This is a genomic window from Bacillus cereus group sp. MYBKT111-2, from assembly GCF_051915205.1.
Classification (GTDB): domain Bacteria; phylum Bacillota; class Bacilli; order Bacillales; family Bacillaceae_G; genus Bacillus_A; species Bacillus_A paranthracis.
The window spans coordinates 172395-184545 of the sequence record NZ_JBQAEG010000009.1; the positions used below are offsets into that span (position 1 = coordinate 172395).

Here is a 12151-nt window from a genome sequence, read left to right on the forward strand (position 1 = left end):
AGTGGAATTAACTTTACTTTGCTCTTATAAATGAAAACTATCCATTTACAATAACGCCCCCATTGACATGTATCATTTGCCCGGTAACATAGGATGAATCATCAGACGCTAAATATACGTATGCTGGTGCTAATTCATATGGTTGGCCCGGTCTTTGCATCGGAACATTGCTTCCAAACTGTGATACTTTTTTCTCATCAAAGCTCGATGGAATAAGTGGTGTCCAAATCGGTCCTGGCGCAACACCATTTACACGAATCCCTTTTTGTACTAATGACTGAGAAAGTGATCTTGTGAAAGCAACGATTGCCCCTTTCGTTGCGGAATAATCAATTAACGTTTCATTTCCTTCGTATGCAACGATAGACGCGGTATTTATAATGACATCCCCTTGCTTTAAATGAGAAAGTGCGGCTTTCGCAACGTGAAAATAAGAAAAAATATTAATACGAAAAGTCTTTTCTAGCTGTTCTGCTGTAATATACTCTAGTCCTTGCTGCGGATATTGCTGCGCAACATTATTTACTAAAACCTGTAAACTTCCTAGCTGCTGAACGGTCTCTTGAACAACATCTTTACAATGCTGTTCATCACTTAAATCACCCGGCAACAATACACACTTTACACCTTCTTTCTCAACATACTGCTTCGTCTCATTAGCATCTTCTTCCTCATCTAAATAAGCAATCGCAATATTTGCTCCCTCTTTCGCAAAAGCGATAGAAACAGCTCGTCCAATTCCACTATCTCCCCCTGTAATTAATACATTCTTTCCTTTTAACTTTTCGCTACCTTTATAATTTGGATCTTCAAACTGCGGAAGTGGATTCATTAATGATTCAATACCAGGTTGTTTATTTTGATGTTGCGCTGGCATTGTTACAAAGTTTTTTTGCTGTGGCATAGCTTCTTTCAACTCCTTTTCCTTATCATGTGCATAATAAAAACTGAAATTCGCACATCATGTTACGATTAATATTCGAATTTAAGACACAAAATATGAATTGTTGTAAACTTTTTATGCAAAACTATTGCAAAATAGATAAAAAACGAATATTATATATAACTGTTGTGAAAATTATTCGTAAACAGAAAGGATGTTTATATGTTTAACCTTTCAAAACATAAAACTTCTATTAAAACTGAAATTATGGCAGGTATTATTACCTTCTTAACAATGGCATATATCATTGTCGTAAACCCAGTTATCCTTGGGGATGCAGGTGTTCCATTTGAACAAGCATTTACAGCAACCATTATCGCTGCTGTTGTCGGAACATTATTTATGGCGATCTTTACAAACTTACCAATCGCAATTGCACCAGGTATGGGATTAAATGCTTACTTCTCTTACTCTGTTGTAAAAGCTCATGAAGGCATGACTTTCGCAATTGCATTCTCTGCTGTATTCGTAGCAGGTATGATTTTAATTTTGTTATCATTCACATCTTTCCGTACAAAATTAATGGAAGCAATTCCTGAAAACTTAAAACATGCAATTACTGCTGGTATCGGTCTTTTCATCGCCTTTATCGGTTTACGTTTAACAGGTATCGTTACAAAAAATGAAGCAAACTTAGTTGGACTTGGTGATCTTCACTCTGCTCCAGTACTACTAGCATTAGCTGGACTTGGAATTACGATTGTTCTTATGTCTTTAAATGTAAATGGCGCACTATTTATCGGGATGCTATTAACTGGTATTATCGCTTTCTTCACGGGACAATTATCATTCTCAAACGGTGTTACATCAATGCCTGGATTACCAGAAGGAATTATCGTTTCAAATCCAATTACTGCTGTATCTGACGTAATTAACTACGGATTATACGGCGTTGTATTCTCATTCTTCCTTGTTACATTATTCGATACAACAGGTACATTACTTGGCGTTGCTCAACAAGGTGGATTTATGAAAGATGGAAAGCTTCCAAAAGCTGGACGAGCTCTTCTATCTGACTCATTCTCAGCAACAATCGGTTCTATGTTCGGAACAACACCATCAACAGCTTACATTGAATCTTCTGCTGGCGTTGCAGCTGGTGGTCGTACTGGTTTAACAACTGTTACAGTAGCTGTTCTATTCGCACTAGCAGCATTCTTCGGACCATTAGTAAGTGCCGTTTCTGGTGTATCAGCTATTACTGCACCATCATTAATCATCGTTGGTAGTCTTATGATGGGTTCAGTTCGCCACATCGATTGGGACGCATTTGATGAAGCATTCCCAGCATTCTTAGTAATCTTAAGCATGCCACTTACATCAAGTATCGCAACAGGTATTGCACTTGGATTTATTTCATATCCACTTATGAAGGTGGCAAAAGGTAAATTCCGTGCTGTTCACCCACTTGTATATGTATTTGGAATTTTGTTTGCTTATCAATTGATATTCTTACCACATTAAAAAAGTAGAGCATCGGATTTCGATGCTCTACTTTTCTTTTATAACAATCATTCAAACTATAACGGTCCCTCCAAAATATGAAGGAGCTTATAATCTTTTAATATTTCTCTTCTACCTGTAATTCTTTACTATACTTTTGAATGAAAACTGACGAAACAACCATTACCATTCCTACACTAAATCCAATAAGCTGATCCAGTAGCATTTCATCATGAATGAACCAGCGCAGTAAAAATACCCCACCAAAAATAAATATCATAATAAATCCAGTATGTCTAAGCCCTTTATATACATTTTCCATATGTATCACCTCTCCACATACTTTTATCCATATTATACCATAATCTAAAAACGTGTATAACCAACATTCAGCATTGAAACCAATAATAAAAAGGCTGCAGAGAATTTCTTCTCCACAGCCTAATACTTATTTTTGCAAGAACGCCTGCAAATCTGCAAATTGTCTCTTTGCATCTTCATAGCCTTGCTCATATAAACTTTGTAATTTAGCCGTATCCTTTTCCATACGATCTACTTGAAGCGGTACTTCTGGACGAATAACAAATAAATTACCTGCCTGTTCTTCTTTTTCAATGTAGTGAAGTGTTTCATTATACACTTCATAACGATTTAGCATCGTATTCACAAGGTTCGGATATTTTTTATAAGCTTTCGCAGCAACCCACCCAAATCTTGATTTTTTCTTTGCGTAGCCATGATTTCGTGTTAAAATTACGACTGATTTTTTAAATCCATCTTCCTGTGCTTTACGAACTGGAATTGGATCAGAAATCCCGCCATCTAACAGTTGCTTACCACGATAATTTACTACTGGTGCAATGAAAGGCAATGAACTAGACGCTTGTAATAAATTTAGTGCATCATCATTCGTTCCTTCTTTTTCAAAATAAACAGACTGTCCTGTTTCACAATCCGTCGTTCCTACAAGGAAACGCTCTGGGCTATTAAAGTATGTTTCAAAATCAAACGGCACATGCTTTTCTGGAATTTCATGAAAAATAAAATCCATATCAAATAGCTGACGTTTTCTCCATAAGTTTTTATACGATAAATATTTCGGATGTGATGCATAATCAATATTTACTGTTTTATTTCTATTTCTTTGTCTGGAAAGATACGACGCTGCATGACAAGCACCAGCTGATACACCGATTACATATGGAAAATATAAATCTTGTTCCATAAAGTATTCCAATATCCCGCCCGTATATACACCACGCATACCGCCGCCTTCTAATACTAACCCTGTATTTTCAAGCATGTTACTCTCTCCTCTATATATATTGACTCTTTAATTATTCACTATGTTAAGTATCTGTTTCTATTATATATGAGTTCTTTCAGAAATTATATTTAAAAGACTTGAGAAAACGGAATTTTTTCTTCCAATTATATTTCCAAATGATCAGAGACATCCTTTATAAACCTTTGAATAAAATCTTGTTCTTCTTTCGTATATCTATCTAAGAGTAACAGCCACTTTTCTTCAGCTTGTTTATGCAATTTATCATGAGCTTTATATATTTCATTTCCGCTTTCCGTTAAGCGAAAGAAAATTTCTTTTTGATTGTCTAACATTTGCATCTTCTCAACGAATTTCTTTTGGAACAACTTTGTACAAACTTTAGAAATTGCACCCTTCGTCATTCCCATTTCTATCGTAATTGCCGTTACATTCATCAGACCATTTTTCCCGATACACTCGATTACATGTAACTCAGATAAAGACATACTACTTACACCCGTCTCACGAAGAAACTTCTCATTTTGTCCTTTCAAATGTTCTTCTCTTTTATGCAAAAGTGTACGAATGTCCGAAAGTATTTCCATTTGTTTCGTTGCATAATCCAATCTGTTCACCCCCTAAGTTTCCAAAGAAACAATTTAACTATATACCATTTTAAAATCATTTTTTCATATTTACAAGTGAGAAAAACATGTTAAACTAAATTTAGTTTCCTAGGAAATTAAAAAAGGAGGTTAACATAATGAAAAAATCCAAACTACATTTCATTTTATATGTTGTCTGTATTAGTGCCTTACTTGGTTCCTTCGCTCAAAATATTTACACACCTATCTTGCCCATGATTCAAGGTTCTTTTCATACTTCTCTTTATCTTGTAAATGTAACAGTTTCACTTTTCACGTTCATTCTTGCAATTATGCAGCTCGTATATGGACCTTTCATTGATACAAAAGGGAGAAAATCTGTCCTTATCCCTAGTTTAGTCATTAGTACAATTGGTTCAATCGGATGTGCTTTTTCGGCAAACATTTATTTATTTCTCTTTTTTAGAGCTGTTCAAGCTATAGGAATAGCGGCTATACCTGTAGTTTCAGCAACGATTATCGGCGATTTATTTGAAGGAAAAGAACGCGGAGAAGCGATGAGCCTATACCAAATGTTACTTGCCCTCGCACCTGCGATTGGTCCTCTCATTGGTGGTTATCTCGGCAGTATAAATGGCCACTTATCTGTATTTCTATTTTTATCTATACTTGGCATTCTTTTATTAATGATAAACCTTTCACTACTTCCAGAAACAAAACCTACTGTAATGAAGCAACCGCAAGCAAAAAAGAATTACTGGTTTATCTTAAAAAATAAAACTGGATTTTCTATTACTCTTATTGGCTTCATTCAATTTTGTATTTACTTTTGCTTTCTCGTTTTTTTACCGAGTATTTTAACAAATTCATTTCATTTAACTGTAAATGAAATTGGTCTTATGTTTGTACCAATGTCTCTTTCTATCATGCTGGGAAGTTTTTGCTACAAGTTTTTGCAAAAACGCCTCACAACAAAGCAAACTTTATTTATTACGAGTTTCTTCAATATTATATGTGTCGTTTTATTCTCTTTCACATATAGCATTAATATCCCATTCATCATTATCGTTACATCTTTGTACGGTTTTAGTATGGGACTTTCTATGCCAACTCACACTACTTTATTAACGGAAGAATTCGTACAAGAACGCGCAACAGCTATCGGTATGTACAACTTCATCCGCTATCTTGGTATGGGCACAGGCCCACTTATAGGTGGATTTCTTTTATTTAACCAAAATTACTTTTGGATTTTCTTCCTAGGCGCAATTATGTTTTTACTTGTAATCTTATATGCAATGAAAATGCTACGCTTCCCTGCCACACAAAAAGCAAAATAGAGACCTACAGATGGTCTCTATTTTAAACTCTTTGATCCGCAACAATATGAATATCAATATGCTTCGTCTGTCTCATAATTTCATTCACAATCGAACCTTTTCGAATTTCTTCCCATCGCGTTCTCGCTGATTGCCCAAGTAAAATTTGCGTTACTTGTAATCTTTTTGCAACTTCAATAATAACATCCGCAGGCTTTCTCCCTTTTGCTTCTTCTAATACAAAACTTGCATCAAATTGATTCGTGAGCGCCTTCCACTCTTCAATTGTTTGTTTTTTACTAGCTGAAAGAGAGTCTATATTTTCTCTTTCAACATTTAATACATACAATTCAGCGTTTAAGCGATCAGCCATGCGCCAGCCCCGTCTTATTAATTTCTCTGCTGTTGAACTGTACTGTACACAAACGAGAATTTTTTCTTTCACTCCGATTGGTTCTATCACTGTTTGACTAATCTTTTCGTCCATATCGTCAGCGACTTCCCGAAGTGATAATTCTCTTAGTGCTCCTAAATTATTAAGCGTAAAGAAATTTTGTAAGCTTTGCTGAATTTTTTCTTCTTTATATATCTTTCCATCTATTAACCTCTTCCGAAGTACTTCCGGCGTTGCATCAACGAGCTGAATTTCATTTGCTTTTTGTAAAATAAAATCTGGAATTCGTTCTCTTACTTTTACATTTGTAATTTGAGCTACAATGTCATGAACGCTTTCTAAATGTTGAATATTAAACGCTGACAATACGGATATACCAGCCTCTAACAATTCTTGTACATCCATATAACGCTTCTTATTTTTAGAGCTGGGAATATTACTATGTGCAAGTTCATCCACTACAACGACTTGCGGCGCACGCTTTATAATTCCTTCCACATCAAGTTCATAAAACACTTTCCCTTTATACTCTATTTCTTTTAAAGGAACCTTTTCTAAATCAGCAATTGCGTCTTCTGTCTCTTTTCTCCCGTGCGTTTCAATTAAACCAATTACAATATCCATACCGTCCTTTTTCATCTCTCTAGCATCATAGAGCATTTTATAGCTTTTCCCTACTCCTGGAGCTGCTCCTACATATAGCTTTAACTTCCCACGGTTTTGCTGACGAATATATTCTAAATACTCTTCTGGTGTTCGCCTTTGAAAAGTTGGTTTATAATCATCCGCATACAAAACACACACAACCTTTCTTTTGAAACAACGCTACCTCAATCCGTTAGATTGAGGTAGCACTGTTACTATTTCAGTAGTTTCTGTAATTCTAAATTTAACTTTAAGACGTTTACGCGGGTCTCTCCAAATAAACCAAGTGCCGCACCTTCTGTTTGATCTTTAATCAATTGCTCTAGTGTTTCTTTCGAGATATTCGTTAATTTCGAGATACGCTCTACCTGTACGGAAGCTGCCTTCGGACTAATATCAGGATCAAGCCCTGAACCTGAATTTGTCACTAAATCGATTGGTACTTCTGTAACTGGAACGCTCGGATTTTGTTTCTTCCACTCTTCAATAATTTTCTCTACTCGTTTCTCTAAATCTGGATTAGACGGTGCATAGTTATTTGAACCAGATGCCTCTGCTTTATATTCAATACTAGAAACACGCCCATGAAAATAACGTGGATTTGTGAAATTTTGACCGATTAATTTAGAACCAATCACTTCATTTTTATCATTATATATTAGACTTCCATCCGCATTATCCTTCATGACTGCTTGTGCAATACCAGTAACAATAAGTGGATATACAAGTCCGCACAACACTAAAAATGTAAAAGTAATACGAATGATTGGTGATAGTATACTTTGTTTCTTTGCCATCTCTTTCCCCTCTTCCTTATATGAACAAGCCGACAATTATATCAATTACTTTAATTCCAATGAACGGTACAATCACTCCACCCAGCCCATAAATAAGTAGGTTTCGGCCAAGTAGTGCATTCGAACTCATCGGTTTATATGCGATACCTTTCATCGCCAATGGAATGAGTAATGGAATAATAACTGCATTAAATAGTAATGCTGATAAAATCGCTGACAGTGGTGATGTTAATTTCATAATGTTTAATGCTTCCATTTGCGGAATCGCAAGTGTAAACATTGCTGGAATGATTGCAAAATATTTTGCGATATCATTTGCAATACTAAACGTCGTTAACGCACCGCGCGTCATTAACAATTGCTTACCGATTCCTACAACCTCAATAATCTTCGTTGGATTCGAATCTAAATCAATCATATTTGCTGCTTCTTTCGCAGCTGTCGTACCACTATTCATTGCTAATCCAACGTCAGCTTGCGCTAATGCCGGCGCATCATTTGTACCATCACCTGTCATCGCTACAAGTTTCCCTTTATCTTGCTCTGCTTTAATAACCGCAATTTTATCTTCTGGTTTACACTCAGCAACGAATTCATCTACTCCAGCTTCTTTTGCAATTGTTGCTGCTGTTAATGGGTTATCCCCTGTACACATAACCGTTTTAATCCCCATTTGACGCAACTGTTCAAAACGTTCACGCATACCAGGTTTTACTGTATCTTTTAAATAGATTAAACCGTAAATACGATTATTTACTGCAACTACAAGTGGTGTTCCGCCCTCTTTTGAAATTAAGTCTGCTTTTTGATTTACATCTTTCGGAATCGTTCCGCCTTGTGACTCAACCCATTCAATAACGGCACCTACAGCACCTTTTCTCACTTTCGTTCCATCTTGTAAATCAACACCACTCATTCTCGTTTCTGCTTTAAACGGAACAAATTCACCTTGTTCTGCAATTTCTCGATTATATGATATAGACTTCGTTTTTACATATTCTATAACTGATCGACCTTCTGGTGTTTCATCTAAAACTGAACTAATCGCAGCCCATTTCCCTACTTGCTCAATCGTTTCATTTCCTACAGGTAATAATGTATGAGCCATTCGGTTCCCGAAAGTAATTGTACCCGTTTTATCCAAAATAATTGTATTAATATCGCCCGCAGCTTCTACTGCTTTACCCGACATTGCTAACACATTAAACTTTGTCACACGGTCCATCCCGGCAATACCAATCGCTGATAATAATCCACCAATTGTCGTTGGAATTAAACAAACTAACAATGCTACAAGTACAGCTGTATCAATTTGAAACCCTAAATAATTTGTGAAAATCGGCAGCGTCACAACAACGATTAAGAAAATAAGCGTTAAACTCGTTAATACTGTATTTAAAGCAATTTCATTCGGTGTTTTTTGACGAGCAGCCCCTTCTACTAAAGAGATCATTTTATCAATAAATGATTCACCAGGATTACTCGTAATGATAATCGTAATCTCATCACTTACAACCATCGTACCGCCTGTTACGGAACAAAAATCACCGCCAGCTTCTTTTATTACAGGAGCTGATTCCCCTGTAATCGCAGATTCATCAACAGATGCTAATCCTTTTATGACTTCCCCATCACTTGGAATCATTTCTCCTTGTTTTACAATAACAACATCACCTTTTCTTAGATCCGTTGCTGAAACTTGAACAATGTTCCCATTTTCTTTTACAACATTGGCAAACACATCTTTCTTCGACTGTTTTAAAGAATCGGCTTGCGCTTTCCCCCGTCCTTCCGCTAATGCTTCTGCAAAATTAGCAAATAAAACTGTAAATAAGAGAATGAAAGAAACTGTTATATTAAACCATCCTGGTACACTACTAGAATGACTTGGAAGAAACGATAAAATGAACGTAATGATAAATCCAATTTCTACAACAAACATAATCGGATTCTTTATCATGACTTTTGGATTCAATTTCGCAAAGGATTGTTTCATCGCATTTGTTACGATATCACGATCCATCGTTTTCGCTTGTCTAACTTCATCTTCTACAACATGCATTTGTGACTCATTTACTCTTTTTTCTTTTACTACTACCGGTCTCATCATTTACCCTCCATTACTTCAATGTAAGAAATTCTGCAATTGGACCGAGTACCAACATTGGGAAGAATGTTAATGCACCGACAATTACAATTGTTCCGATGAAAATGCCGCCAAATAAACTATTATCCGTACGGAACGTTCCGACTGTTTCTGGCACAACCGTCTTCTCTTTCAATGAAGCTGCAACAGCTAGCATCGTAATTAAACTGAAATAGCGTCCTAAAAACATAACTAAACCAGTTGTAATATTCCAAAACGGTGTATTATCTGCTAACCCTTCAAATCCAGATCCGTTATTCGCAGCTGATGACGTATACTCATAAACAACTTGTGTTAAACCGTGGAAGCCCGAGTTAGAAATCGCTTCTGTTCCTAAATGTGTAGAAAGAGCTAATGCCGAAAATCCTAAAATGAGCAGTGGATGAAATAGTATCGTTACCGCAATTAATTTCATTTCCTTACCTTCAATTTTCTTACCTAAAAACTCTGGTGTCCGTCCAACCATTAATCCAGATATAAAAACTGCGATGATCGCATACATAATAATGTTCACAAAGCCTGCTCCAACGCCGCCGTATACTGTATTTAACATCATATTTACGAGCGGAACTAGACCGCCAATTGGTGTTAACGTATCATGCATCGTATTCACCGCTCCAGTTTCAGCAGCTGTCGTTACTGTTGCGTATAGTGAAGAAAATACGGTTCCGAACCTTACTTCTTTTCCTTCTGTACTTCCTTGTACATGTTCAATACCCATTTCATTTAGTGCTGGATTCCCGTTTAGTTCAGATGTCGTAATTGTTATAAACCCTAGTAAAAACACCATGAATAGTGAAACGAAAAGGATGCGACCTTGTTTTTTATTTCCTACCATTCGTCCGTACGTAAATGGAAGTGCTGTTGGCAATAACATCATAAGCATCATTTGCAAAATATTACTCATTTGCCCTGGATTTTCAAAAGGATGTGTAGAATTAGCTCCGAAAAATCCACCGCCGTTATTTCCAAGTTCCTTAATGGACACGAATGATGCAACTGGCCCGCGTAAAATACTTTGTTTCGCGCCATCAATCGTTTGCGCCGTAACTGCCCCGTCTAACGTTTGTGGTACACCAAGTGCGACAAAGACTAGTGCCGCCATAAATGCGATAGGAAGAAACACTCTCGTTAATGCTCTCGTAAAATCAACGAAAAAGTTACCGAGTTCTTTTCCAGCTAGCCCTCTTATAAATGCCATAACGAGCGCTAACGTCGTTGCCGGTGCTGCAAACATTAAGAATGTAATTCCGATTAATTGTGATAAATAAGATAAACCATTTTCACCGCTATAATGCTGTAAGTTCGTATCAGCCATAAAACTAATTGCTGTATTAAAAGCGAGCGTAGGCTCCATTCCTTCAATGTGTGCTGGATTTAATGGCAATACTCCTTGTAGTCTGAAAATGAAATATACGACAACAATCATAAATCCATTTAATAAAACTAATGATAATGCGTACTGTTTCCACGTTTGATTGTATTCTTTTACACCCGTAATTTTAAAAATAAGTTTTTCAAAAGGCCCGAATACTTTATCTAGCTTTTTACTACCTTGAAAGGCTTTCTCTAAATAAATTCCCGTTGGCTTTGCCACAAGAATAAACAATAGCATTGTAATAACGACTGCAACCCAGATCATAATGAATGACTCCCCCTAATTAAAACTTTTCCGGATTTAATAATGCATACACTAAGTACACCGTAATTGCTGCAACAATAATCGATAAGGCAATCATCATGATTGCTTCCCTTCTTTCACAACTTTATCTGACCAACTTGCAAGACTTATCATCGATGCAACTAACACAACAAAAATCCCGATCATTACAACATCTAACATGGCTATTCCTCATTTCTAATTATTAAAATTTACCATTTAAATATTAAAAAAGAACACTGAGCTCTACTCAGTGTTCAAAAAATGAACAACAAAAAGTAAACCTCCTCTCTAAACGCTTACGAGGTTAGCTGTCGGATTCGGGCCTAAAGAGTAGCCCTACTTTCAAAACTGAAAGATTCACCCCAAGTGACAATGCACAAAATTGGTTCCCCCGCTCCATTTCTGGAACTCAGCGATTTTAGGTTTTTTTGGAAATTTTATGAATGATTTATGAGAGTAAATATACTCCTCTATATTTCACTTGTAAAGAGCTAAATTACTGAAAATAAGAAAATATCTATCTATTTAAACGCTTACATTAAGTATTATTAATATTATTCCATCTATTTTCTCGTCTTTTCTTACTTTTTCATAGAAATGATCTTTTAAATACGAAATAAAAAGAGCGAATGACATGAAGTGCATCGCTTGTTGCACTTAGCATTCGCTCTTTTTTTATTCACTATTTATTCTCCTCGTAAAAAAGTACGTAAATTTCTCCCGCGAATATAAACTTGTGACAATTCTGCATGTAGTTGCTCATATTCGATCACATCTGTTTTTAAATATAAAGCGTCTTTCGATGGCAATATGATATAAGGCCTTGGAAAAATAGGATCGAGCACCACCAATTCTTGAACTCGCTCTACCGATACCGCCCAACGATTCGCTATATCTCCTAGTAACAACACTTTCATCTTCTTCTCCCC

Annotated in this window: 13 protein-coding genes and 1 riboswitch; of the genes, 2 read left to right on the forward strand and 11 right to left on the reverse strand. The window is 36.2% G+C overall.

Going from position 1 to position 12151, the window contains the following annotated elements; all coding sequences use genetic code 11:
• Nucleotides 1–37 precede the first annotated feature (37 nt).
• Nucleotides 38–904 carry an SDR family oxidoreductase gene (locus tag ACTFNE_RS22295; RefSeq protein WP_046198878.1) on the reverse strand — a complete coding sequence of 289 codons (867 nt, stop codon included), beginning with the start codon at nucleotides 902–904 and terminating at the stop codon, nucleotides 38–40.
• Between the two features lie 201 nt (nucleotides 905–1105).
• Between ACTFNE_RS22295 and ACTFNE_RS22300 the strand changes: the two genes are divergently transcribed.
• Nucleotides 1106–2407 (forward strand): NCS2 family permease, encoded by a 1302-nt coding sequence (locus ACTFNE_RS22300; protein ID WP_000482726.1) that lies wholly within the window; start codon nucleotides 1106–1108, stop codon nucleotides 2405–2407.
• Between the two features lie 97 nt (nucleotides 2408–2504).
• Here the strand turns inward: ACTFNE_RS22300 and ACTFNE_RS22305 are convergent, their stop codons facing one another.
• The 3 genes from ACTFNE_RS22305 to ACTFNE_RS22315 form a co-directional block, all read right to left on the reverse strand.
• Entirely contained in the window at nucleotides 2505–2708 is a 204-nt protein-coding gene (locus ACTFNE_RS22305) for a hypothetical protein (RefSeq protein WP_046198879.1), read from the reverse strand.
• Nucleotides 2709–2834: 126 nt separating this feature from the next.
• Complete coding sequence (locus ACTFNE_RS22310; RefSeq protein ID WP_000892683.1) at nucleotides 2835–3689, reverse strand: patatin-like phospholipase family protein; 855 nt, start codon at nucleotides 3687–3689, stop codon at nucleotides 2835–2837.
• A 128-nt stretch (nucleotides 3690–3817) separates the two neighbouring features.
• Entirely contained in the window at nucleotides 3818–4279 is a 462-nt protein-coding gene (locus ACTFNE_RS22315) for a MarR family transcriptional regulator (protein WP_046198880.1), read from the reverse strand.
• A 137-nt stretch (nucleotides 4280–4416) separates the two neighbouring features.
• Between ACTFNE_RS22315 and ACTFNE_RS22320 the strand changes: the two genes are divergently transcribed.
• Nucleotides 4417–5598, forward strand: coding sequence for an MFS transporter (locus tag ACTFNE_RS22320; protein WP_046198881.1), 1182 nt, complete (start codon nucleotides 4417–4419; stop codon nucleotides 5596–5598).
• A gap of 22 nt (nucleotides 5599–5620) precedes the next feature.
• On the opposite strand, the gene kdpDN is transcribed toward ACTFNE_RS22320, so the two are convergent.
• From kdpDN to ACTFNE_RS22355, 7 genes are all read right to left on the reverse strand, one after another.
• Nucleotides 5621–6775, reverse strand: coding sequence for a KdpD-like non-kinase potassium sensor (gene kdpDN / locus ACTFNE_RS22325; protein ID WP_082112702.1), 1155 nt, complete (start codon nucleotides 6773–6775; stop codon nucleotides 5621–5623).
• A gap of 56 nt (nucleotides 6776–6831) precedes the next feature.
• Nucleotides 6832–7413 carry a K(+)-transporting ATPase subunit C gene (kdpC, locus tag ACTFNE_RS22330; protein WP_046198883.1) on the reverse strand — a complete coding sequence of 194 codons (582 nt, stop codon included), beginning with the start codon at nucleotides 7411–7413 and terminating at the stop codon, nucleotides 6832–6834.
• Nucleotides 7414–7429: 16 nt separating this feature from the next.
• Nucleotides 7430–9520 (reverse strand): potassium-transporting ATPase subunit KdpB, encoded by a 2091-nt coding sequence (kdpB, locus tag ACTFNE_RS22335; RefSeq protein ID WP_046198884.1) that lies wholly within the window; start codon nucleotides 9518–9520, stop codon nucleotides 7430–7432.
• 13 nt (nucleotides 9521–9533) lie between these two features.
• Complete coding sequence (gene kdpA, locus ACTFNE_RS22340; protein WP_046198885.1) at nucleotides 9534–11201, reverse strand: potassium-transporting ATPase subunit KdpA; 1668 nt, start codon at nucleotides 11199–11201, stop codon at nucleotides 9534–9536.
• A gap of 19 nt (nucleotides 11202–11220) precedes the next feature.
• Nucleotides 11221–11301, reverse strand: coding sequence for a K(+)-transporting ATPase subunit F (gene kdpF, locus ACTFNE_RS22345; protein WP_000972376.1), 81 nt, complete (start codon nucleotides 11299–11301; stop codon nucleotides 11221–11223).
• Nucleotides 11298–11402, reverse strand: a complete 105-nt coding sequence (locus ACTFNE_RS22350; RefSeq protein WP_000887891.1) for a hypothetical protein — start codon at nucleotides 11400–11402, stop codon at nucleotides 11298–11300. Before ACTFNE_RS22350 ends, kdpF begins: the two co-directional genes overlap by 4 nt.
• Before the next feature lie 99 nt (nucleotides 11403–11501).
• A riboswitch (cyclic di-AMP (ydaO/yuaA leader) is annotated at nucleotides 11502–11647 on the reverse strand.
• Between the two features lie 261 nt (nucleotides 11648–11908).
• Nucleotides 11909–12139 carry a hypothetical protein gene (locus tag ACTFNE_RS22355; protein WP_000866316.1) on the reverse strand — a complete coding sequence of 77 codons (231 nt, stop codon included), beginning with the start codon at nucleotides 12137–12139 and terminating at the stop codon, nucleotides 11909–11911.
• Between the last annotated feature and the right edge of the window lie 12 nt (nucleotides 12140–12151).

Coding starts and splice junctions, on each gene's coding strand:
- ACTFNE_RS22295 (WP_046198878.1), bottom strand. CDS start 904: ATGCCACAGCAAAAAAACTTTGTAACAATGCCAGCGCAACATCAAAAT.
- ACTFNE_RS22300 (WP_000482726.1), top strand. CDS start 1,106: ATGTTTAACCTTTCAAAACATAAAACTTCTATTAAAACTGAAATTATG.
- ACTFNE_RS22305 (WP_046198879.1), bottom strand. CDS start 2,708: ATGGAAAATGTATATAAAGGGCTTAGACATACTGGATTTATTATGATA.
- ACTFNE_RS22310 (WP_000892683.1), bottom strand. CDS start 3,689: ATGCTTGAAAATACAGGGTTAGTATTAGAAGGCGGCGGTATGCGTGGT.
- ACTFNE_RS22320 (WP_046198881.1), top strand. CDS start 4,417: ATGAAAAAATCCAAACTACATTTCATTTTATATGTTGTCTGTATTAGT.
- kdpC (WP_046198883.1), bottom strand. CDS start 7,413: ATGGCAAAGAAACAAAGTATACTATCACCAATCATTCGTATTACTTTT.
- kdpB (WP_046198884.1), bottom strand. CDS start 9,520: ATGAGACCGGTAGTAGTAAAAGAAAAAAGAGTAAATGAGTCACAAATG.
- kdpA (WP_046198885.1), bottom strand. CDS start 11,201: ATGATCTGGGTTGCAGTCGTTATTACAATGCTATTGTTTATTCTTGTG.
- kdpF (WP_000972376.1), bottom strand. CDS start 11,301: ATGATGATTGCCTTATCGATTATTGTTGCAGCAATTACGGTGTACTTA.
- ACTFNE_RS22350 (WP_000887891.1), bottom strand. CDS start 11,402: ATGTTAGATGTTGTAATGATCGGGATTTTTGTTGTGTTAGTTGCATCG.
- ACTFNE_RS22355 (WP_000866316.1), bottom strand. CDS start 12,139: ATGAAAGTGTTGTTACTAGGAGATATAGCGAATCGTTGGGCGGTATCG.